Here is a 22,443-nt window from a genome sequence, read left to right on the forward strand (position 1 = left end):
CTCCTTGCGGAATAATTTAAGGTGCCCGGGAGGCGAAATCGCCCGGTGGGTGGCTGACTGTTATCAAGGAGCGTGCCAACAAATGCGCCGCCCTTGCGGGCCGGGGTGATGGCGGTTTTTTACGGGCGGACTGGCGAAAAAAACGGAGGGATCAAGGCGAAAGTGCGCAAGAAGTTGCGCAGTACTGCGCAACTTCTTGCGCACTTGGCTGCAGACCTTGTGCGACGTGGCTTTCAGCGGTTTTATCAGGCTTTTTTACAAAACAAGTGCGCAACTTCTTGCGCACAGTGGCTACGCGCCATCATTTGGGTCGAGGCGGCTGATTAAAACTTTTAGATCAAAAGATCGCAGCCTTCGGCAGCTCCTACATTTGGAATGTATTTTTCCTGTAGGAGCTGCCGCAGGCTGCGATCTTTTGATTTTTTAACGCGCAAATTGGGTCAGACACTCATCAATCGAACGCCGCTGCGTCGCTGCATACAACCCCAACTCATCAATGGTCGTTCGCCCCAACGCCCGCTCGAAGGCCTGCCGGTTGGAGTGCTCGCCGTAGTGCGTCTGCGCAGCATCGCCGAGGTTCGACTGAAAAATCCCCGCCGCGCTGACCGGCAGGAAATCTTCGTACACCAGTGGCTCCGCTTTCACATGGCCATCGCGGAGCAAATCCTCCAGCGAGGTTTGCGCGAGACTACCTGTCGCGAGTCCTTTTTCCGTAGCGAAATAGCGAAAATACGCCAGCCCTTGCTCACGCATGCCTTCGACGCTGTCAGGGAACTCGCCAAAGTGCCGGGTCATCAGCGCGTTGTAGCGTGCGGCGTTGCCCTCGTTAGGGAAGTCTCCCAGTTCATCTCGTGCGGCATTCAGCAAACGGTCATACAGCGCACGGCCCTTGGGCGTCAGCGCCGCGCCGCGTTGTTCGATTTCGCCGAAGCGCGCGCTGTGGCTGCCACGGGATTTGTTCTGGTCGGTGAAGGCGACGGGCTCGTCCAGCGCCTTGAAGCTGGTCTGGCGCAACAGGATCGGACACTGCCGGCGCGGCGGGCCTTCGATGACTGCTTTCGGCGTAATGCCATGGGCCGGCATCTGTGCTTGAACGATGTCGATGTCGAGGGTGCGCGGTGTCAGGTGATTGATGTGCGGGCCTTTGAAGGCGACCACGTCGGCGATCAAGCGGTGCTGGGCGCTCAGCGTCTGGTACTGCGCAGCGGTGACCGTTGCGCTGTGATGCCAGCGAAAGGTCTCCAGTGCCTGTAGGACAAACTCCTCAGACTCGTCAGTGTTCAAGCCTCCTACCGTTTCGGCGCGTTCGATCAGTTGCAGGGCGGCAGGGGTGAAGATCGTTCGCTTGGCCAACACCGATTCGGCAAAGGCGCGCAGTTCGGGGTCTTCAATCAATTCAAGACGCAGCAACGAGGTAAACACTCGAAACGGGCTGATCTGCAGCGCGTCCTCATGCACCGCGCGAAATGCCGTGGAATGCACCGGCACACCCGCTGGCGTCAGGTCGTAGTAACCCACCGGTTGCATGCCCATCACTGCAAACAGGCGGGCGAGGGTGGCCAATTCGCTGGCGGTGCCGACGCGAATCGCCCCATGGCGTTCCATGCCCAGCCGTTCGATTTCCCCGGTGCTGTGCAGTTGTGCGGCGATCGACGGATCGCGTTCGAGCACGTCGCGGTTGGTCTGCTCGACCAGTTCCAGCAGTGCGCCGTACAGCGGCACTTCTTCGCGGTACATATCGGACATCGCTTTGGAGAAGCGCTGGCGGATCAGATCGGGGCTGACGAAAGGCTGCACGGTCATGAAAAAAATTCCTGCCACGGTCACGTAAAGGATGCTGGAAAAGATCGCAGCCTTCGCCGACGTCGGCAAACGAAGAATCCTACGAACTTCATTCTGCCAATGACTGATCCCGCATTCTGTCAGTGTGCCTGTTGCCCGAGAAACTGCCGATACAAGCGCGCAGTGCTTGCCGGATGTTCGACCATCGGCATGTGGCCCACGCCTTCCCAGACTTCCACCTGCAGATTGGCGATGCCTTTGCTCCAGATCGGCACGCTGCTGACGTCGATCAAGCGGTCCTTGCGCCCCCAAAGCAAGAGCGCCGGGCATTTGATGTCGACCAGTTTCGGCTCCATCGGCGGGCTGGCGCGAAAATCGCGGAAGATCTCCTCGAGATCATCGCGTTGTTGTTCGTAGCGCTGCGCGATCGCGTCCAGCACCAGGCCGGGCACCCACGGCGGCGACGACATGGTCATCGCATAAAAACGCCGGAATTCCTCACGGGAGTTGATCAGGAAGGGGTTATGCCCGCGTGCCAGATGGCGTTCCATGTCGCTGGCTTCGGGTGCCGTAACTCCGGCCGGGTCGATCAATGCCACCGAGGCAATTCGCTCCGGGTAGGTCGCTGCCAGCCACGCGGCGATGTAGCCGCCCATCGAATTGCCGATGACATGCACCTTCTCCACGCCGCAGACGTCGAGGAGTTGAATCATGCGCTTGGCCTGCAACGGAATGTCGTAGCCGCCGCCAGCCTTGAAGCCGGTTTCACCGTGGCCGGCGAGGTCCGGGATGATCACCCGATACTGGCGGACAAAATGCCGCGAGAAGCGCAACCAGAGGTTTTTGTCGGCGCTGTAACCGTGCAGCATCAGGATTGCACTGGCTGCTTCGTAAGGCCCGCCTTGCCAGGTCGAGACGCTCATTTCGGCAATTGGCACCTCGATCTTGTGCAATTTGTACAACTTGGCTTCGACGGCCATGTTCAGGTCATACAGCCAATGACCGACCGCCGGATAACTCAACCAGCTCCAGGCCACAAAAACCGCGAGGGCGACAAACAGCAAAAGCATCGACGTCTTCCTTTTACGTGTTCAGGACAGAATGTGGTCGGCCGGTTTCAGCGCCCGGGTCAAGCGGTGATAGCTGAAACTGAAGCCGGGAAACATCGCGATCACATGACCGCTCTTGCTTTGATACCAACTGTGGCAGCCGCCGGACTTCCAGACCGTGCGCTCCATCTCCCGATGAATCATCTCAGTGTAGGTACGTTCCGCATCACGGCGCACTTCGATGCTGCGCAAACCCTTCGCCTGCACGGTGCGAATGCAGTCGAGGATGTAGTTCATCTGCGACTCGATGATGAACAGCGCCGAGGTGTGGCCGATGCCGGTGTTGGGCCCGGTGACGATAAACAGGTTGGGGAAGTCCGGCAGGCTGGTGCCGAGATATGCGCGCGGGTATTGCGCCCAGACCTCTCTGAGTTGCACGGCGTTTTTTCCGCTGACCGGGTAGGAAATCACCCCGTCGGTGGCGTCATAACCGGTCGACCAGACGATCAGATCAACATCGATGTGCTGACCGTCCTCGGTGTTGATGCCGGTTTCGTCGATGGAAGCGATGCCTTGCTCGCGGGTATGCAAGGTGACGTTGGCGCGACTCAGCGCCGGGTAATAGGTGCTGGAAACCAGCACCCGTTTGCAGCCAATGGTGAAGTCCGGGGTGAGTTTTTCTTGCAGCACCGGGTCCGGCACCTGGCGTTTTAGAAAGCGCAGGGCGTGCTGCTGGACCATGTGAATCGCCGCTTTCGAGTATTTGAACGCGATGACCCGGGTTTCGAATTGCCAGTAAATCAGCCAGCGCAACAGTTTGTAGGCGGGTTTCAGGCCGAGCAGCCAGCGTTGCAGCGGCCCGAACTGACGATCGGCGCGGGGCAGCACCCAGTGTGGCGTGCGCTGAAACACGTGTAGGTGATCGACTTGCGGCGCAATCGCCGGAATCACCTGCACGGCACTGGCGCCGCTGCCGACAATCGCCACATGTTTACCGCGGTAGTCGTAGCTGTGATCCCAATTGTTTGTATGAAAAGTCTTGCCTTGAAAGCGATCCTGGCCGGGAAAGTGCGGGATGACCGGTTGGCTCAATGGCCCAGTGGCATTGATCAGGAACTGCGCATAAAAGGTGCCTTTGCTGGCGGTGTGCACGTTCCAGCGTTTTTCCGTGTCGTCCCATTCGATGCGCTCGACATTGGCTTGCAGCTCCACACGTTGGCGCAGCCCGAATTGCTCGATGACATGCTCGGTATAGCGGTGCAGTTCGGCCTGCCCGGCGAACATCTGCGACCAGCGGTACGGCGCAAACGACAGCGAATACAGCGGCGACGGCACGTCCACCGCTGCGCCGGGGTAGGTGTTCTGGCACCAGGTGCCGCCAAAGAAGTCCCGCCGCTCCAGAAGGCGAAAATCGTCGATCCCGGCCTTGAGCAGGTTGACCGCAGCACATTGACCGCCAAAACCGCTGCCGATGATCAACACGTGATAGGTGTGCATGGGCCTCCTTCTTATAGTTGTTTTTCCATTTTGCTCCTTTCATGTATAGCCAAATATTTGCACTGCGTGCGGCCCTGATGTCGCTCTATTCAGCCCGCTGGCCGGTGATGGCTATTTAACGTCGCCCTGTTAGACTTCCAGCACATCCGTCCTGCGGTGTGCGTGATCGAGGTCCTTATGGGAAATACCGGAGGAAAGGGACTTTCATTGGCCAGGAGGCTTTATACATCGCGCATCCTCGGGTTGATTCTCGGGCTCGTGTGCGTGAGCGTGGCGATGTACTCGCTCGATCCGCCGCTGTGGGTCTGGGCGTTGATGTTCTTCAACGGCCTGGTCTGGCCGCATCTGGCGTTTCAATGGGCACGCCGCGCCCGGGTTCCTTACCACGCTGAACACCGCAATCTGTTGATCGATGCTTTTTTCGGCGGCTTTTGGCTTGCCGCCATGCATTTCAATCCGCTGCCCACTGCCACGACCATTTCAATGATGGCGATGAACAACGTCGCAATCGGTGGTTCACGCTTTCTATTGGCAGGCTCTGCGGCGCAGTTGCTCGGGGTCGGCGTCGGGCTGGTGGTGTTTGCTCCGGCATTCATTCCGCAAACCACGCCTGCACAAATGTACGCCTGTTTCCCGTTACTGCTGCTGTACCCGTTGGCGCTGGGCTGGATCTGCTTTCGCCAGGCCTACACCCTTGGCCGGCATAAACGCGAATTGCTTGCCCTGAGCCGCACTGACAGCCTGACCGGGTTGCTCAATCACGGCGCCTGGAAGGATCAACTGGAGATCGCTTTTCAGCGTTGCAAGCGGCAGAAGCAGGGCGCAGCGATTGCGTTGATCGACATCGATCACTTCAAGGCGATCAACGACACCTACGGCCATGTTGCCGGCGACATCGTGTTGCGTCAGTTGAGCAAGTTGCTCAAGCAGAACCTGCGGGCGACCGATGTGGCGGGGCGCTACGGTGGTGATGAGTTCTGTGTGATTTTGCCGGATCTGCCACTGTTCAACGCCGCGCAGGCCATGGAGGCATTGCGCGAGCGTTTCGCGATTCTGGGTTATGAGCAGAATCCGGCGTTGAAGGTCAGTTTGAGTATTGGCCTGGCGGCGTACGATCCGGCGCATGCCGACGCGACACGCTGGCTCAATGATGCCGATCAGGCGTTGTATGAAGCCAAGGCGAGCGGGCGCAACCGGGTGATCTGCAATTGCGATGGCAAGCCCCGGCGGACGTTGTTGGATTCGGTTTGAGCCCTGACCACAATCCCCTGTAGGAGTGAGCCTGCTCGCGATAGCATTGTGTCAGTCACCATCAATGTCACTGACAGAGTGCTATCGCGAGCAGGCTCACTCCTACAAATTTGTTCGGTGTCGATCTGGAGGAGGTCGCATTCGGTGTAGAGCCGCGCGCCGATGTCGGGTACGGTTAAATCCCCCCGACGCGAAACAAGGATCGCTTCATGACGTTCTCATTTTCTCGCTCCCTGCTGGCCGCCAGCCTCGGCCTGTCTCTCGCTTTCTCCGCTGCTCATGCCCTCGCCGAACCGCACAAACAAGTGCTCGCTGATGCCGAACAATACCAGCCAGAAGCCCTGAAGCTGCTGGAACGGCTGGTCAATATCGACTCCGGTTCTGGCTATGAGCCCGGCCTCAAGCAAGTCAGCGACATTGCTATCGATGAGTTGAAAAAACTCGGCGCCACCATCGAACTGGTGCCCAACACGCCGGAAAAATCCAACCATGTACTCGCGACGTTCAAAGGCACCGGCAAGGCGAAAATCCTGCTGATGGCGCACATGGACACGGTGTTCAAGGAAGGTTCGGCGGCCGAGCGGCCGTTCCACATCAAGGATGGACGCGCTTACGGGCCGGGGGTGATGGATGACAAGGGCGGCATCGTCGCCGGGATCTATGCGCTGAAAGTCCTGAAAAACCTCGACTTCAAGGACTACGCGCAAATCACCTTCCTGCTCGACGCCAGTGAAGAAACCGGCTCGGACGTCGCCACCGACCTGATCAAGAAAACCGCCAAACAGCACGACGTGACGCTCAATCTCGAGCCGGGTCGTCCGGCCGATGGCTTGGTGGTGTGGCGCAAAGGCAGCGCGACGGCGTTGGTCGAGGTCAAGGGCAAAGCCGCTCACGCCGGCGTCGCACCCGAGTTGGGGCGCAACGCCGCGATGGAGGCGGCGCATCAGATTCTGCAACTGGGCAAACTCGGCGACGAGGCGAAAAAAACCACGATCAATTTCACCGTGCTCAAGGCCGGCGACCGCACCAATGTGATTCCCGATCAAGCCACGGCCAAGGCTGACGTGCGCGCGGCGGTGCCGGAGGAGTTTGACCGGATCGAGAAGGATCTGGCGCGGGTCTCGCAGGACAAATTGATTGCTGAGACGGAAGTGAAGACTTCGTTGCTGCGTGGCTTGCCGCCGATGCCGCAGACGCCCGAGTCGGATCGCCTGATGGCCATGGCTCAGGGGATCTACGGCGAGATTGGCCGCAAGTTGACCGAGGAGGGCAGTGGGGGCGCGGCGGATGCGAGTTTGTCTGCCGGGGTTGGCACGCCGACGCTGGATGGCTTCGGGATTGTGGGCGGCAATATTCATACGCCGGAGGAATACGCTGAAGTGGCGAGCGTGGCACCGCGGATTTATTTGTTGTCGCGGATGATTATGGAGTTGGCCAAGCCGCTGTGAGTGGGTTTGTGGTGTGACTGATGCGGGAGGGGTGTCAGGTGCATTTGCCCTCACCCTAACCCTCTCCCAGAGGGAGAGGGGACTGACCGCGTTGTTTGTGGTCCATGTGGCAACCGGCAGATCAAGTTGAATTCAAACTTGCATTCAACGCGATCTCTCACGTCGGCGTAGATCCCGAGCATCCCCCAATCGGTTCCCTCTCCCTCCGGGAGAGGGCTAGGGTGAGGGGCTTTTGTGGGAAAAGTGGAAGTCGCGGACGGCGTACAACTTTCCAAGACGTTTCCTACAACGTACCCTGTTGCCGCATTTCGGTATCGACCCCTATAGTTCGGGCTCGCGGAAAAACACCGCGAACGACCTTGGCCGGTCGATACAGAGACGTACAGTCTGCCCAACATATTCAGTCGATGTTTGTCTGTGATGTTGTGTTATGGCGGCTGTGCGTGGGACACCTTCGGGTGTGCCGGTTCCTGTATCCGGTCGGCCAACCCGCGTACGGCTGCCACCTTCCTCGTTTGGCCGCGACTGGTGGTAGCTCTCTCATTACAGGAGTTATACCAATGTGTGATCAAGTATTGCCCCGCTTCTCCCCATCGACACCTACGACGCCGAATCCCCGGTGCTCTTCCTCAATACCCACTCAGAACTCAGCGACATGGCCGCCTGTGCGATGCACCGGTTTGTGGTCGTGCGCGATCTGGCCGACACCTTCGCCAGTCTCAACCTCAAGGGCATTTCCGATTGTGATCTGACGCGGGTGACCAGCGCGGTGCATCTGCTGATGCGCGAGGGCTGTGCGATTCTGAATGTGATTCAGGCGCGGGCGGTGCAGCGGGAAGAGGCTTACAAGACGCCGGTTTAGCGGTGTAGCGGCTGTTGCTATCGCGAGCAGGCTCACTCCTACAGTAGATCTTCAGTGCACACAGTATTTGTGTTCAACACTGATCAATTGTAGGAGTGAGCCTGCTCGCGATGGCGTCAGCCCGGCCAATCCATCACTCCTTGACGCTCATGTATTCCTTGGCCCAGAGAATGTATTCCTCCGGTTGGGTATAGGTGTGCGTCAACTCGGTCGCGCTCAGGTCCGAAGCCTGGGTAAAAATCTGCCGCTGTTCGCGCAGGCTATCGTACGTCGCTTTGATCGCCGCAAAATAAGCGCCATGGCCATCAATGGTCACGCGTACACCGAGTTCGGCCAGACGTTTGTCATCGCGCAACGCCGGGTTGCCGTAGGTCACCAGCATCAACGGTACGGTCAGGTGTTCGGCGATTTGTTCCAACTGATCAAAATCCTGAATCCCGACCATGCAGATGCCGTCAGCCCCGGCCGCCTGATACTGGCGAGTGCGGCTGATGATTTCCTGGTTCGGCAGAATGCCGGCGTTGGTCCGGGCAATGATCGCCATTTCCGTATCGACCCGGGCTTCCAGCGCTGCGCGGATCTTGCCGACACCTTCGGCGACGGTGATCAGGTCGGTGGATTTGCGCCCGAACTGGGCAGGCAGCAAGGTGTCTTCGATGGTCAGGGCAGCGACGCCGGCGCGTTCCAGTTCGACGATGGTACGCATCACATTGAGGGCGTTGCCGTAACCGTGGTCGGCGTCGGCGATCACCGGCAGTTGGGCGACGCGGCCGATGCGGGTGGCCTGTTCGGCGAACTCGCTCAGGGTGATCAAGGCAAAGTCCGGTGCGCCCAGCACCTGCAACGAAGCGACGGAACCGCCCAGAATTCCCACTTCAAAACCCAGGTCAGCGGCAATGCGGGCGGACATCGGGTCGAACACCGAAGCGGTGTGATAGCAGGTGTCGGAGGCCAGCAGCTGACGGAAACTACGGCGCAAATCTTGATGAGAAAGCCTGGTCATACGAGTTCCACCAATACAAAGGAATGGAAAGGCTTGAGCAAATGTGTCAACGCCGAAGAATGAAAAGGCTATCACGCGAATGGGTCAAGGATCATGACGAATTTGCAAGGCTGACGTTTGCCGATGAGCGCTTTGCTGAAAGGATTAATCTGATCGGGCGAAATTTGGCCGTATTGAGGGGGCAGGTAACAGCTTGACTGCATGGATTGAGGCGGGGCGGCGGTTCAGGCCGCCACCGCCTGTCGCTGTTGATTGGGCAGCATCACCGCGCGCACCGAATTGCCCGGCTGAAGTTGCAGACGTTGGGCGGTCATGCGGTCGATCGCCAGGCTGCTGCCGACTCGACGGGCGCGGGCGACGGTGATGCGGCAGTTTTCCAGGCGACGGTTGTGAATCAGCCACAGCGGCGCCAGGTCGTCCGGGGTGCCGAGGCTCAGGGTCAGTTCGAGGCTGTCACGCACGGTACGGATGTTGCGCAGCGGCGCTTCAATGACCGGGCCGCCATCAAAAATGTCGATATAACCTTTGTGGGCAAAGCCTTCGGCCTGAAGGATTTTCAGTGCCGGCTCGGTATTCGGATGCGCCTGCCCGATGGCGGCCTGTGCCTGTGCGGTGAGCAGGCAGGTGTAGAGGGGCTGACGCGGCATCAATTCGGCGATGAACGCCTTGTTGCCCAGCCCTGACAGATGATCGGCATGGCTGAAGTCCATCTGGAAAAAGTGCCGACCGAGGCTGTCCCAAAATGGCGAACAACCTTTTTCATCGGCACTGCCACGCAGTTCGGCGATCATCTTCTCGCCAAACAGGTGCGGGAACTCGGCGGCGAACAGCAAGCGCCCGAGTGACAGCAGACGGCCGTTGCTGCCGGTGCGTTGATCGTGGCGCAAGAACAATGAGCACAGTTCCGATTGCCCGGTCAGTTCGTTATTGAGGAACAACGTCGGGATCTGCCGTTGAATACCCAGATCCGGCGCCGAACTCACCGTCAGTCCGACCCGATAGTTGTACCAGGGTTCGCGCAAGCCAACCGCGCCGGCCAACGCGCTGACGCCAACCACGCGCGTATCGTCGTCTTCGAGGACGAACAGATAATCGGCATCGGCGCGCTCCACTTGCTCGGCGAACGCTCGTTGCGCCCAGCGCACGCGGTGGGCCAGGCGATCTTCGTTGGCCGGCAGGGTGGTGAATCCCGGGCCGGCTTGTTGAACCAGTGTCATCAATGCAGGCAGGTCGCTGACGTTGACCGGGCGAACAATCATGCTGTAACTCCTTCTGCGCGCCTGTTCGGGCACGCTCGTTGGCTGCGGAACCGGGCGCGGTTCAAAGGGCAATCAGCCGTATCTGGCTGCCATCGGTTACGTTCAGCGCCGCACACATTGCAGGAGTGAGGGACAGCGGTTGATCGGGTTGGTAATCCAGTTCGGCAACGATGGCCCGGTAGCCACGCCACGCGTCGTTGCTCAACAGATAGCGGCCACGCGCATCGATTTCTGGCAACTGCTGCACCGGGGCCGTCTGGCTGCGGGCAATCGAACGGATATTCGCGGTGCGCGCATACAGGGTCGGGCCAGCATCGAACAGGTCGATGTAGCTGTTGGTTTCAAAACCTTCGCGCTCAAGGATGTCGAACGCCTCTTGTCCATCCGGGTGAATGCGCCCGATACACTCCTGCGCCGCCTGCGGCAGCATCGGTACGTAAATCGGGTATTGCGGCATCAGTTCGGCGAGGAATGAGCGGCTCTGCAACCCGCACAGGCGCTCGGCCTCAACGTACGGCAGGTCGAAGAAGTGCTTGCCCAGCGCATCCCAGAAAGGTGAATGGCCGTGTTCATCGCTGTACCCGACGATTTCGGTAATCACCGCTTCGGCAAAACAGGGCGCATGGGCGGCAATGAACAACAGGCGCGCCCGCGAAAGCAATTCCGAGAACGGCGTGCGGACCAGCGCTTTGTCGATGTGAAAGCCGCGCAGCAGCGTATGGTCGTTGAGGTCATGGCACAGCGACAATGCCGGCACACCGTGTTCGATGTTCAGCTCGCGCGAGGCACTGGTGAAATGGCGATTGCGCAGGCTGTAGAACGGCTCTTTAAAACCTGCCTTGGCAAGAATTTCCGAGCAACCGACCAGACGCTGGGTGTTGCAATCTTGCAGCACGAAAAAATAGTTTTCCGGCCCCTGCGTCCGTGCCGCGCTGTCGAACGAGGCGCAGGACGCGGCGATTTTGTCGCACAGGCGCTCGCTGTCATCCGGCAGCGAGGTCACTCCGACCATGCTGTCGCGGGCCAGTTGTTGCAATTGCGGCAGGTCGGTTGGCTCGACTGGGCGTAAGACCAGCATGGATGCACTCCTGTATCAAAGGGTTCGGCGAACTCACGAACCTGACTATCACTGTCGGTTTCCACGCGTTAAATCGGCGGTCGCCTGATTTGTTGTCAGACGCCGCTCTTTTTCTTGTCAGCCATTGCTCGGGTCAGGCAACGCGGTACTGGCGCCGAGCTTGTTGAGAAAGAACAGGTACACCAGGCCCAGAACGATCCAGATCAGGCCGAGTTTCTGCGCATCGACGCCCATGTTGTACATGATGGCCGCAACGATGATGAAGCCGATCACCGGGCAGATCAGGTGACGCACAACCTGACCGGACTTTTGCCGACGCCAGTAGTAGTTGATCACGGTCAGGTGCAGCAGCATGAAACCGCTGAGTGCGCCGAAGTTGACCAGCGAGGTCAGGGTGTCGACCGAGTTGATGAACAGGTAGCAGATCACCAGTGACAGCACCGCCACCAGATAAATGCTCAGATATGGCGTGTTGTGTTTCGGGTGCACCCTGGCCAGCACTTTCGGCAGTTTGCCGTCGCGGGCCATGCCGAACAGCAGGCGCGACACCGCAGCTTGCGAAGTGATCGCCACGGCCACACCCCAGGCCAGAGCGGTGGCGACAGCGGTCAGGGTGGCCAGCCAGCTACCAGCGGCGATTTCGGCAATTTCATAAAACGCGGTATCGGCGGATTTGAAGCCCATACCGGCTGCCAGATCGGTGGCAATCCAGGTTTGTGCAACGAAAATCACGCCCATCACTACCAGAGTGATCAACGCCGCTTTGCCGATGCTCTTGCCCGGATCACCCTTGATTTCTTCAGCGAGCGTCGAGATCGCATCGAAACCGAGGAACGACAGCACCGCAATCGACACCGCTTGCATCAGCAGGGCGAAGTTGAACGTTTCCGGGTGATACAGCGGCGCCAGGGTCAGCTCGCCGTTACCCCCGCCGTTACCCCCGCCGTTGTGCAGCGCGTTCCATGCATAGAACAGGAAGATCCCCAGTACCACCAGTTGCGCGAGCAGGAAGATGATGTTCATCCGTGCGGTGAAGGTGATGCCGCGCAGGTTGACGAACGTGGCGCTGACCAGGAACGCCAGAATGAAGCCGACCTTCGGAATGTCCGGATACAAATGGTTGAGCGCCATGGCTGCGTACACATAAAGCAACGGCGGAATCAGCAGGTAATCGAGCAGCATCAGCCAGCCGGCGATGAAACCGACGTGTTGATTCAGGCCGCGCTGTGCGTAGGAATACACCGAGCCGGCAATCGGAAAGGCGCGGGCCATGCTGCCGTAGCTCAACGCGGTAAACAGCATTGCCATCATGCCAATGATGTACGCCAGCGGCACCATTCCCGGTGCCTCGGCATTGACGTAGCCATACACACCGAACGGGGCGATGGGGATCATGAAGATCATCCCGTACACCACCAGATCGGTGAGCGTCAGGCTACGTTTCAACTCTTGCTTGTAGCCGAATTCTTCAATTTCCATGAAGCGCAACTCCTTGTCAGCCAATCGGTTGTTTTAGTTGTTATGTCGGTCCATCGTTTACAGCGTCAGCATTCGATACGGCAGTGATTACAGCAATGGCGCAAGGTATCCGGCCCAGAGCGATACCGCTTGCGGGCTACGCAGCAAATCGTTGCGTACCTCCACCAGCACCGAGTCCAGGCCTCGGGCGTCGCCGTGCACCGGTACCGTCATGTCGCCCAACGGGTCGATCTTGTACGGCTGATTGCCGGCCACTTGCAACGAATGTTCGCCGAGACCGTTGAGCAGCCGTTGCGCGTACGCCTTCGCCTGACCGAACAGCACGCCGATCTCCAGTGTTCGCGGCTGGCCGTAATACACCGGGGTGAAACTGTGAATCCCTACTACGCGCACCGCTTGACCTTTGGCGAGGCGTTCGTCGATCAGAGTCTGCAAGCGCGCATGGAACGGCTTGAACAGCGTCTGACGGCGGTACTCGCGAGTGGCTTCATCCAGCTCGCGGTTGCCCGGTATCTGATAGATCTCGCTCTGCGCCGGAATGCTGTCGGGCGCATGCCGTGGGCGGTTCAGGTCGATCAGCAGTCGCGAATAATTGGCGCTCAACAATGTTGCGCCGAGTTTTTCCGCCAACTGTTCGGCCAGTTGCAGCGCGCCGATGTCCCAGGCGATGTGTTCACCAGCGGCGGTATCATCAAGGCCCAGATTGTCGAGGGCTTCGGGGATGTAGCGACTGGCGTGTTCGCACACGAGAATCAACGGATTCGTCGAATCCTCGCGGCTCAGGTGGTAGACCGGTCGGGTGTACAACCCAAGCTCGGCGGATTCAGTACAGGCGTGCATAGTGCTCACACAGGTCAGCGGGCGAGAGCTGTTCCGTCAGCGCCAGTTCCTCGGTTTTAAGGGCGTGATAGGTATCGAGCAACGGCTTGGGCAGGCATTCGTTGAAGGCGCCACTGTTGCGCAGGCAATCCAGTGCCTGGGCCAGCGAGGCGGGCAGGGCGACAATGCCCCGAGCCTTGCGTTGCTCGTCGTTGAGTGAATCGGGAACTTCATCGGTGATGGCGTTAAGAGCCAGGCGCTGTTCGATGCCTAGGCGTCCGGCGATCAGCAGTGCGGCCATGGCCAGATGCGGCGAGGCCGTGGCATCCATGGCGCGGAACTCAAGGTTGAACTGCGTCGCCACCGATTTGCCGCCCAGGGTCACCGTCGGGCAGATGCGCAGCGCCGCCTCACGGTTCTGTTGACCCAGGCACGCGTAAGACGCGCTCCAGTGGTGCGGCTGCAAGCGCTCGTACGACACTGGCGTTGGCGCAGTGAACGCGCACAGCGCCGGCAAGTAATGGAGGACTCCGGCGGCCCAGTGCTGGCCGAGGCTCGACAGGCCATTGCTGGTGCCAGCGTCGTAAAGCATCGGCTGCCCGCCCGGATCGAGCAGGCTGACGTGCAAGTGCACGCCGTTGCACACGGCATCGGCGGCGGTCTTCGGCGCGAAACTGAGTTCGAGCCCCATCTGTCGGGCGATCTCGCGGGTGATTTCGCGCACGTTGACCGCACGGTCGGCAGCGGCTACGCCGAGGGTCGGCCGGCAGGTGATTTCGTATTGGTGCTTGCCGTATTCGGGGAGGAACATTTCCGGTTCGACACCGCCGGCGCGCAGAGCGCTGAGCAACCAGCCGCCGAACGCTGCGCCTTGGCGCTGAGCCTGCAGCGAAAACGCCAGGTGCTCGGCAACACCTGCGTGCAGGTTGAATTCGTGTTCGAACGCGGCGTTGACCTGTAAACCCAGTTCGTCGCGATAGCGTTCGACTTCATCGCGCAGCAGCGTGCGTGGACAGGCGCCCCACGGCCGGCCATCGGTTTCACGAATATCACCGTGGATGAAGTCCAGCGCCGGTGCGTCGGCATCCGGACCGTTGGCGACGGTGACGCGGCTGGCCAGATCCGGAATCAGGCGCAGATCGCCATAAGCGCCCCACGGATTGGTCGAGGCAATGATGTCTTGCGGGGTCAACGCGCTGTTGGCCGGCACCCAGCCACAACCGGCCGCCTGATAATGCTCAAGCTCATCGGTGGGAAACGAGCGCCCCCGAGTGATACCGATCAGGTCAGTGGTGACGATGGTGGTCATCGGCACAGCCGCCAGGCGCGAAGTCACGGCTGCATCTCCCGCAAACGGCCGAGCACGGTATTGGTGTCGGTGATCCAGCAATAACCCTTGATCGCATTGAGGCAAGCGTGATGACGTTCGGCGCTGTAAGTGGCACAGGCGTCTTCGACCAGAGTCACCAGATAACCACGATCGGCAGCGTCGCGCACGGCCATGTCGACGCACTGGTCGGTGACGATACCGGCGATGATCAGGTGACGGGTTTGAAGGTTGCGCAGCACGTAGTCGATGGCGGTCGAGTTGAACACGCCGGACGAGGTTTTCGGCAAGACGATTTCGTTGTCGCCCGGGGTCAGTTCGCCGATCACTTGTGCCTGCGGACTGCCCTTGGGCAGGTGCATGTCCGAAAGTTTATGGTCCAGCGAGCGATCGCGACCGTCGGCCGTCAGGCTTTCGATCAGAGTGTGCAGCACATTTTGCCTGGCCTCGCGAAAGGCGCTGAGCAACCGTTGCTGGTTGGGCACCACCTGCGTACGTGCGCGGTTGAGGAAATACTCGGCGTCCGGCTCACTGAGGTGCGGATCGAACTGCGGTTCGAGCCAGGCGCGCTGCATGTCCACCAACAGCAATGCAGTGTGGTCGGTGACAAACGGCAAGTCCCGCGGCGAGCGGTGGGGAAGGCTGAACATCCTTATTTTTCCTCCAGCAGGTGAGTGGCGAAGTCGTTGCGCAGGGCATCGATGCCCTCGAGGCGATCGGCCAGATCCGGGCTGCGCAGGGTCAGGCAGGCAATCAGCGCTTCGACCTGTGCCAGCGCCGGGACCATGGTGTCGAACGGCGAGGCCGATTCGACCGGAGCGCTAATGATCAGGTCGGCCATTTCGCGCAGTGGTGAGGCATAGATGTCGGTGAACAGGACCACGCGGGCATTGTTGTTTTTTGCCGCTGTGGCGACACGCAGTGCCTGGGTCTGATAGCGGCGGTAATCGAATACCAGAACGACGTCCTGGCGCTGCAGATCGAACAGGCGGTCGGGCAACAGTGCATTGTCTTCCAGGGCAAAGCAGCCGGGGCGCAGCAGACGCAAATGATTGAGCAGGTAAGTCGCCATCAGGCTGCTGAAGCGGCCACCGAAGCAGTACACCTGATGTCGGGCATCGAGCAGCCAGTCGGTGAGGATTCGCACGTCTTCGGGCTGGGTCAGCGATTGCGTGTCGACCAGCAGGCGATGGCTGTCAGCGAGGTAATGAGCCCAGGCGTCGTCTTTGTTTTGCTGCGCGCGCGGTTGCAACAGCGTGCGCGGCGAGCGCAGGCGATGGTCCATGTCGCTGAGCAGGGCGTCCTGGAATTCGGCATAACCGCCGAAACCGAGTTTTTTCACCAGACGCACAATGGTCGGATCGCTGACGCCGGCATGCTCGGCCAGGCGCGCCATCGGTCCAAGACCATTGCGCGGATACTGATCGAGCAAGGCGCGAACGACTTTGCGCTCCGATGGCGTGAGTTCCAGGCCGGGATCGGTGATCAGGTCTCTGAGAGGGGGCATCCGGGCTCCTGCTGGATGGGGGGTGTCGAATTCGCTTCATAATCCGTTAAAACAGTATTTATGTAACTCACGCTACATGTCTAGCGAATTTTTCGTCGTGTTTAAAAGGCTCCAAAATGGCGCAGGATGCCCGCGTCATAAGGGCTACACGGAAGTCGACAGGTGTTGTAGTCCATTGCCCATAGCTATGTCAGATATCGCCGCTTTTCTAACATCCAGAGTTCGCCCGGAAACGTATCGATCCCCCCGGCAACCGTTGGTTTACGGCACAATTGCCTTCAATCCGGCTCTACGCCGTTGATGTTTCTGATCCTCGGCAGAGTGAGCCCATCGTGCAGACCACCCGCTTGACACTGATTTGCCACGCACGAACCGTCGCACAGAAATTGGCGTGTTTTCCTACGAACGAGCCCGTTGAAGATGTTGCTCTGACGCCTGGCTCAATGGCTGCTCGCTTCAATGCGGCGCGACGTTTGCTCTGCGGTCCCGAACTGCGCACCCGGCAGACAGCCGCCTGGTTCGGGGCGGATGCTCGGGTTGACGAGGCATTGCGCGATTGCGACTGGGGAAATTGGCACGGGCGATCAATCAAGGACCTGCAAACGACGCAAGCGCAGGCTTTGCAAGCGTGGCTGACAGATCCGCATGCAGCGCCCCCCGGCGGCGAATCAGTGACGGATCTGGCCACGCGAGTCGCGGCATGGCTGCAAAGTTTGCAAACGACGCCGGGGCATGTGGTGGCGATCACCCACCCGTACATCGTGCGTGCCGTGCTGATGCAGGTGATGCAAGGCGCGGCGTTCAATGCAATCGACGTCGAACCGCTGTCAGTCATCGAGTTGCGCTTCAACGGGATCTGGCGGCTACGCTTGCCGGGCATCGACATCGAAGGAGCATGCTAATGAAACAACTGCTGGTGATCGGCATCGGTGCCGGTAATCCGGACTACATCACGATGCAGGCGGTCAAAGCGCTGAATCGGGTCGATGTGTTCTTTCTGCTGGATAAAGGCCAGAGCAAGGACAAACTGATCGATCTGCGCCGCGAGATCTGTGAACGCTACATCAGCGATCCCGCCTACCGTTTCGCCGAAGCCGCGAGCCCGGAGCGCGAGCGCGGCGATGTCGACTACAACGCGAGCGTCGATGAACTGAACGGCGCCAAGCAAGCGACCTTCGAGCGGCTGATCAATGAAGAATTGTCTGACGGCCAGTGCGGCGGTTTTCTGGTGTGGGGCGACCCGGCGCTGTACGACAGCACCCTGCGTATCCTTCAGGCGATTCTGGATTCGGGTCGTTGTCAGTTCGAGTTTGAGGTCATCCCCGGCATCACCAGCGTTCAGGCGCTGGCGGCGCGGCATAAAGTGCCGTTGAACAGTATTGGCCGCTCCGTCGAGATCACCACGGGCCGGCGTCTGGCGGCGGGGCAGGTGAGTGATGCCGACAGCCTGGTGGTGATGCTTGATGCCGAGGATTCCTACCACCACGTGGCCGACCCGCAAACTGCGATTTACTGGGGCGCGTATCTGGGCACGGCGGATGAGATCCTGATCAGCGGCAAACTTGGCGATGTCGCCGATGAGATCGAGCGGGTGCGCAAGGCTGCACGGGCGGAGCATGGCTGGATCATGGATACCTATCTGTTGCGCAAGTCCTAGATTTTCGCTGGCCTCATCGCTGGCTTGCCGGTGATGAGGCCCACCAGATCACCTCAAGACCTGACAAGGGCCCCACGCCCGAACCGCTCCCGATACACCGACGGCGGCACGCCCACCACGCCGCGAAACGCCACCCGAAAACTCTCCACCGAGCGATACCCGCAACGCTGCGCAACCTGTTCGGTGTTGTCCGTCGTGCTCTCCAGCAACTCCCGCGCCCGCGCCAGTCGTTCATGCTGTAGCCACGCCTTGGGCGACTGCCCGCAGGCTTCGGTGAAACGCCGCAAGAACGTCCGCTCGCTCATCGCCGCTTCGCTGGCCAGTTCGCGCACCTCCAGTGGTTCATGCAGGCGTTCGCGCGCCCATTGCATGACCCGTGACAAATCGTTGCGCGGCGTCGGGCTGACCGGCGTCGGAATGAATTGCGCCTGACCGCCGGTGCGCTGCGGCGACATCACCAGCCGCCGCGCCACCGTATTGGCAACCTGAGTGCCAAAGTCACGGGCCACCAGGTGCAGGCAGGCATCGATTCCGGCGGCACTGCCCGCCGACGTGATCAGCTGTCCCGAGTCGACGTAAAGCACATCGGCGTCAACAGCAATCATCGGGAAGCCTTGTGCCAGTTCCGCCGCGTAGCGCCAATGCGTGGTTGCCGCATGGCCGTCGAGCAGACCGCTGGCGGCCAGCACAAACACCCCGGAACAGATCGACAACAGTCGCGCACCCCGGCCGTGAGCCTGGCGCAGAGCATCGAGCAACGCTTGCGGCACCTCGGCATTGCGGTCGCGCCAACCTGGAATGATGATGGTGCGTGCGGTGGCGAGCAGTTCCAGGCCGCCATCGGCCAGTACTTGAATGCCACCCATGGCGCGCATCGGGCCTTGATCGACCGCGGCAATCACGTGTTCGTACCACGGGAATTCGAACTCCGGCCGAGCCAGACCGAAGATCTCCACGGCAATGCCGAACTCGAACGTGCAGAGGCCGTCGTAGGCCAGAATCGCAACCAGTCCTGGAGAGGCAGGCATTTGGCGGAAAACTCCCGATGAGTGTCTTGTGCGCCACTGTAGCGATTCGCGTCGTCTCGATAAAGTCTGTTCATTCCCATCGATACGTAGGAGCAACACCCCATGCCGAGCCTGGTTCGCGAAATTCCTGCCGCCCCTTCGGCGATTGCACTGATGCATTTCAGCAATCGTCTGACCTTCGAAACCGATTGTTCCGACGTGTTCGGCAGCCAGCAGGCCGGCGAGGTCGATTTTGTGTTGGTGGACGTGCGCGGACCACTGGCGTTTGAACGCGGCCATGTACCGGGCGCGATCAATATTCCCGGACGGTTGCTGACGGCAGAAGGTTTAGCCAGCTACCCGAAGAGCGCGCTGTTCGTGGTCTATTGCGCGGGCCCGCACTGCAACGGCGCCAACAAGGCTGCGGTGAAACTGGCGGCGCTGGGTTATCCAGTCAAAGAGATGATCGGCGGCATTACCGGTTGGCTGGATGAAGGCTTCGAACTCAACGTGCCAAAAACTGCAAACACCCCCATCAACTGCGCCTGCTGATCACCTGTAGGAGCTGCCGCAGGCTGCGATCTTTTGCCGTTGTTTTCAAAAAAAACACTTGATCGCAGCCTTCGCAAGCCCCCGCATAGGGCTTGTCCTACAGCCTTTGCACCACGACAGAGCAGCCGTTGACCCCGGTCAATGGTCGCGCCGAATTTTTGTAAGTATTTGTCGCTTAAACACAATTTACCCTGTGCGCGCCGCCATAGACTGCCGGCCACTTCGGTATTTGCCGTTAAAAGGCCATGACCGAACGCTGAATCGAAGCTGCCAATAAAAGCCTCCGCACACAGGAGTTATAAATGAAAAAGCTAGTGATGTTCGGTGCCCTGGCACTGTCGATGTTGTCTCTGACCGCTGTGGCCGAAGACGCCAAGCCGATCCGCATCGGTATCGAAGCCGGTTATCCGCCATTCTCGATGAAAACCCCTGACGGCAAACTGACCGGTTTCGACGTCGATATCGGCGATGCGCTGTGTGAGCAGATGAAAGTCAAATGTACTTGGGTCGAGCAGGAATTCGACGGTCTGATCCCGGCGCTGAAAGTGAAGAAAATCGACGCGATCCTGTCCTCGATGACCATCACCGACGATCGCAAGAAGAACGTTGATTTCACCATCAAGTACTACCACACCCCGGCGCGTTTCGTGATGAAGGCAGGCTCGGGCGTGAAAGACCCGCTGACCGAGCTCAAGGGCAAGAAAGTCGGTGTGCTGCGCGCCAGTACTCACGACCGTTACGCCACTGAAGTGCTGGTTCCGGCCGGGATCGACCTGGTGCGTTACGGCTCGCAGCAGGAAGCCAACCTCGACATGGTTTCCGGGCGTATCGATGCGATGCTGGCCGACTCGGTCAACCTCAGCGACGGTTTCCTGAAAACCGAAGCTGGCAAAGGTTTTGAATTCGTCGGCCCGACCTACGAGGACGCCAAATACTTCGGTGGCGGCGCCGGCATCGCGGTGCGCAAGGGCGATACCGCGCTGGCCGAGCAATTCAACCAGGCCATCACTGAAATCCGCGCGAACGGCAAGTACAAGCAAGTGCAGGACAAGTACTTCGACTTTGACGTGTACGGCCATTAATACGCCGTCAAAAAGTGGCCCCGTGTAGGCGGAGGCCACTTTTTTTATGCCCATGATTTATCCTGCCCCACACCTTCCAACGCAGGAGCCTGCGGCAGCTCCTACAGAGATAGCGGAGTTTTCTCATGCAACGTATCGACCATGTTCTACCCTGGAGCCATTTGGGCAGCGAACGCGCTCTCAGCGTGTTCCGTTACGGCGCCGGCGACCGCAAGGTGTATATCCAGGCCAGCCTGCACGCCGATGAGCTGCCAGGCATGCGCACCGCATGGGAACTCAAGCAACGCCTTAACGACCTCGAACAGCAGGGCCGCCTGCACGGTGTGATCGAGCTGGTGCCGGTGGCCAACCCGATCGGCATGGACCAGCATCTGCAAGGCAATCACATGGGCCGTTTCGAAATGGGCAGCGGCAAGAACTTCAACCGCGCGTTCGTCGAACTCAGTGCGCCGGTCGCCGCTTTGATCGGCGCGCAGTTGGGTGCCGATGCCGAGACCAATGTCGTCCTGATTCGCCAGGCCATGGGTCAGGTGTTCGATCAACTGCCGGCTCCCGCCTCGCAACTGGAAGCCCTGCATCGACTGCTGCTGCGCCACGCCTGCGACGCCGATATCACCCTCGATCTGCATTGTGATTTCGACGCTGCGATCCATCTTTATGCGCTGCCGCAACATTGGCCGCAGTGGCAATCTCTGGCGGCCCGTCTGCAGGCTGGCGTGGCGTTGCTGTGTGAGGATTCCGGCGGCAGCTCGTTCGATGAATCCTGTTCGACGCCTTGGCTGCGTCTGGCGCAAGCCTTCCCCGCTGCGGCGATTCCGCCAGCGAACCTCGCCACCACGCTGGAGCTGGGAAGCATGGGCGACACCCGGGTCGATCAGGCTCAGGCCAATTGCGAGGCTATTCTCGGTTTTCTCGCCGAGCAGGGTTTCATCAGCGGAGAATGGCCGGCGGCGCCGAGCGAATGCTGCGAAGGCATGCCGTTCGAAGGCACCGAATACCTGTTCGCGCCGCACCACGGCGTGGTGAGCTTTCTGCGCCGCGCCGGCGAATGGGTGGAAAAGGGCGATGCCTTGTTTGAAGTGGTTGATCCGTTGCAGGATCGTCTGACCACCGTGTACGCGGGGACCAGTGGTGTATTGTTCGCGATTGATCGCGGGCGCTATACCGAACCCGGGATCTGGCAGGCGAAGGTGGCGGGACGGGTGCCATTTCGCACTGGCAAGCTGACAAACGACTGATCGTCGCCTGGCGCGTTTGCCGGCTGGTTACCGGCAGACGACGCCCCTTGATCGTTCCCCCTCGCGCGTTATCTCGCCGGCCGGCGGCGGTGTAGGACAGCTGAGGCATTCGGCCAGTAAAAAAACCACTGAAAAGCGGCAAATTGCTGGCCCCCGAGGCGCATCTTCATCGGCAAAATCGCCTTTTTTCAAAAGGTTAGGTTGGCTATATGCGGACGATTGTCATAACCGTTGCAACGCTTTCCCTGGCTGTTCTTGCCTCGGGCGTCCAGGCAAAAGAGTTAAGCAAGAGTCACCGGTTTGCCTGCATCTGGGGTTCCGATATCGCCGCCGGCGCACAGCAATCCAAGCTGTCGGGCATCTCCCTGTATGGCGCGCGCAAGCAGTTGCAGGTGCGCAGGTTTCAGCAGCCATGGATGCGCATGACGGCGATGGGCATCACCGAGCAGACCTACAACAGCACTTCAAAGCTCAAGCCTGCGGCGGTCAAGCAGACTTACTATGAGCAGTGCGTCAGGCACGAACTGGCGCAGCGTTGAAACACCA

General features: G+C 59.8%; 20 protein-coding genes and 1 pseudogene. 9 read left to right on the forward strand and 12 right to left on the reverse strand.

Features of this window, described 5'->3' with window-relative positions; all coding sequences use genetic code 11:
* Positions 1-423 precede the first annotated feature (423 nt).
* From ACIPIZ_RS14545 to ACIPIZ_RS14555, 3 genes are all read right to left on the reverse strand, one after another.
* Positions 424-1,803, reverse strand: coding sequence for a VOC family protein (locus ACIPIZ_RS14545; RefSeq protein ID WP_122853921.1), 1,380 nt, complete (start codon positions 1,801-1,803; stop codon positions 424-426).
* A gap of 119 nt (positions 1,804-1,922) precedes the next feature.
* On the reverse strand, positions 1,923-2,852 hold the full coding sequence (locus tag ACIPIZ_RS14550; protein WP_122662536.1) for an alpha/beta fold hydrolase: 930 nt from the start codon (positions 2,850-2,852) through the stop codon (positions 1,923-1,925).
* A gap of 21 nt (positions 2,853-2,873) precedes the next feature.
* Positions 2,874-4,328, reverse strand: coding sequence for a flavin-containing monooxygenase (locus tag ACIPIZ_RS14555; protein ID WP_401165827.1), 1,455 nt, complete (start codon positions 4,326-4,328; stop codon positions 2,874-2,876).
* A gap of 177 nt (positions 4,329-4,505) precedes the next feature.
* Here ACIPIZ_RS14555 and ACIPIZ_RS14560 point away from each other — a divergent pair, with 177 nt between their 5' ends.
* The 3 genes and pseudogenes from ACIPIZ_RS14560 (at position 4,506) to ACIPIZ_RS14570 (ending at position 7,889) form a co-directional block, all read left to right on the forward strand.
* On the forward strand, positions 4,506-5,579 hold the full coding sequence (locus ACIPIZ_RS14560; protein ID WP_064392536.1) for a diguanylate cyclase: 1,074 nt from the start codon (positions 4,506-4,508) through the stop codon (positions 5,577-5,579).
* A gap of 209 nt (positions 5,580-5,788) precedes the next feature.
* The gene (locus ACIPIZ_RS14565) at positions 5,789-7,027 is read left to right on the forward strand and encodes a M20/M25/M40 family metallo-hydrolase (RefSeq protein WP_401165829.1); all 1,239 of its coding nucleotides are present in this window, start codon (positions 5,789-5,791) and stop codon (positions 7,025-7,027) included.
* A gap of 560 nt (positions 7,028-7,587) precedes the next feature.
* Positions 7,588-7,889, forward strand: a pseudogene (locus ACIPIZ_RS14570) (hypothetical protein).
* A 133-nt stretch (positions 7,890-8,022) separates the two neighbouring features.
* Here the strand turns inward: ACIPIZ_RS14570 and ACIPIZ_RS14575 are convergent.
* From ACIPIZ_RS14575 to ACIPIZ_RS14610, 8 genes are all read right to left on the reverse strand, one after another.
* Positions 8,023-8,892, reverse strand: coding sequence for an oxaloacetate decarboxylase (locus tag ACIPIZ_RS14575; RefSeq protein ID WP_064392540.1), 870 nt, complete (start codon positions 8,890-8,892; stop codon positions 8,023-8,025).
* Positions 8,893-9,116: 224 nt separating this feature from the next.
* Positions 9,117-10,151 carry an arginine N-succinyltransferase gene (astA, locus tag ACIPIZ_RS14580; protein WP_105709056.1) on the reverse strand — a complete coding sequence of 345 codons (1,035 nt, stop codon included), beginning with the start codon at positions 10,149-10,151 and terminating at the stop codon, positions 9,117-9,119.
* Positions 10,152-10,212: 61 nt separating this feature from the next.
* Positions 10,213-11,229, reverse strand: a complete 1,017-nt coding sequence (locus ACIPIZ_RS14585) for an arginine N-succinyltransferase (protein WP_064392541.1) — start codon at positions 11,227-11,229, stop codon at positions 10,213-10,215.
* Positions 11,230-11,346: 117 nt separating this feature from the next.
* Positions 11,347-12,708, reverse strand: coding sequence for an APC family permease (locus tag ACIPIZ_RS14590; protein WP_401165831.1), 1,362 nt, complete (start codon positions 12,706-12,708; stop codon positions 11,347-11,349).
* 87 nt (positions 12,709-12,795) lie between these two features.
* Positions 12,796-13,548, reverse strand: coding sequence for an N-formylglutamate amidohydrolase (locus ACIPIZ_RS14595; protein ID WP_105709054.1), 753 nt, complete (start codon positions 13,546-13,548; stop codon positions 12,796-12,798).
* A complete protein-coding gene (locus tag ACIPIZ_RS14600) occupies positions 13,532-14,863 on the reverse strand; it encodes a glutamine synthetase (protein ID WP_064392545.1) in 1,332 nt (443 codons plus the stop codon). The genes ACIPIZ_RS14595 and ACIPIZ_RS14600 overlap by 17 nt, the downstream gene beginning before the upstream one ends.
* Complete coding sequence (locus ACIPIZ_RS14605; RefSeq protein WP_064392547.1) at positions 14,860-15,504, reverse strand: isochorismatase family cysteine hydrolase; 645 nt, start codon at positions 15,502-15,504, stop codon at positions 14,860-14,862. The genes ACIPIZ_RS14600 and ACIPIZ_RS14605 overlap by 4 nt, the downstream gene beginning before the upstream one ends.
* A gap of 2 nt (positions 15,505-15,506) precedes the next feature.
* The gene (locus ACIPIZ_RS14610) at positions 15,507-16,361 is read right to left on the reverse strand and encodes a MurR/RpiR family transcriptional regulator (RefSeq protein WP_064392549.1); all 855 of its coding nucleotides are present in this window, start codon (positions 16,359-16,361) and stop codon (positions 15,507-15,509) included.
* 332 nt (positions 16,362-16,693) lie between these two features.
* Between ACIPIZ_RS14610 and ACIPIZ_RS14615 the strand changes: the two genes are divergently transcribed.
* Both ACIPIZ_RS14615 and cobF read left to right on the forward strand, forming a co-directional pair.
* Entirely contained in the window at positions 16,694-17,263 is a 570-nt protein-coding gene (locus ACIPIZ_RS14615) for a histidine phosphatase family protein (RefSeq protein WP_401165833.1), read from the forward strand.
* A complete protein-coding gene (cobF, locus tag ACIPIZ_RS14620) occupies positions 17,263-18,018 on the forward strand; it encodes a precorrin-6A synthase (deacetylating) (RefSeq protein ID WP_064392553.1) in 756 nt (251 codons plus the stop codon). Before ACIPIZ_RS14615 ends, cobF begins: the two co-directional genes overlap by 1 nt.
* A gap of 53 nt (positions 18,019-18,071) precedes the next feature.
* Here cobF and ftrA read toward each other — a convergent pair whose 3' ends face one another.
* Positions 18,072-19,046: a transcriptional regulator FtrA gene (gene ftrA / locus ACIPIZ_RS14625; protein ID WP_064392554.1), complete on the reverse strand. Its 975-nt coding sequence runs from the start codon at positions 19,044-19,046 to the stop codon at positions 18,072-18,074.
* 102 nt (positions 19,047-19,148) lie between these two features.
* Here ftrA and ACIPIZ_RS14630 point away from each other — a divergent pair, with 102 nt between their 5' ends.
* From ACIPIZ_RS14630 to ACIPIZ_RS14645, 4 genes are all read left to right on the forward strand, one after another.
* Positions 19,149-19,577 carry a rhodanese-like domain-containing protein gene (locus ACIPIZ_RS14630; protein WP_064392556.1) on the forward strand — a complete coding sequence of 143 codons (429 nt, stop codon included), beginning with the start codon at positions 19,149-19,151 and terminating at the stop codon, positions 19,575-19,577.
* 302 nt (positions 19,578-19,879) lie between these two features.
* Positions 19,880-20,659, forward strand: a complete 780-nt coding sequence (locus ACIPIZ_RS14635) for an ABC transporter substrate-binding protein (protein WP_064392559.1) — start codon at positions 19,880-19,882, stop codon at positions 20,657-20,659.
* A 125-nt stretch (positions 20,660-20,784) separates the two neighbouring features.
* Entirely contained in the window at positions 20,785-21,897 is a 1,113-nt protein-coding gene (locus ACIPIZ_RS14640; protein ID WP_401165836.1) for a succinylglutamate desuccinylase/aspartoacylase family protein, read from the forward strand.
* 209 nt (positions 21,898-22,106) lie between these two features.
* Positions 22,107-22,436: a hypothetical protein gene (locus ACIPIZ_RS14645; RefSeq protein WP_064392564.1), complete on the forward strand. Its 330-nt coding sequence runs from the start codon at positions 22,107-22,109 to the stop codon at positions 22,434-22,436.
* The last annotated feature ends 7 nt before the right edge of the window (positions 22,437-22,443 follow it).

The sequence above is a fragment of the Pseudomonas sp. NPDC087690 genome (assembly GCF_044743175.1).
GTDB lineage: Bacteria > Pseudomonadota > Gammaproteobacteria > Pseudomonadales > Pseudomonadaceae > Aquipseudomonas.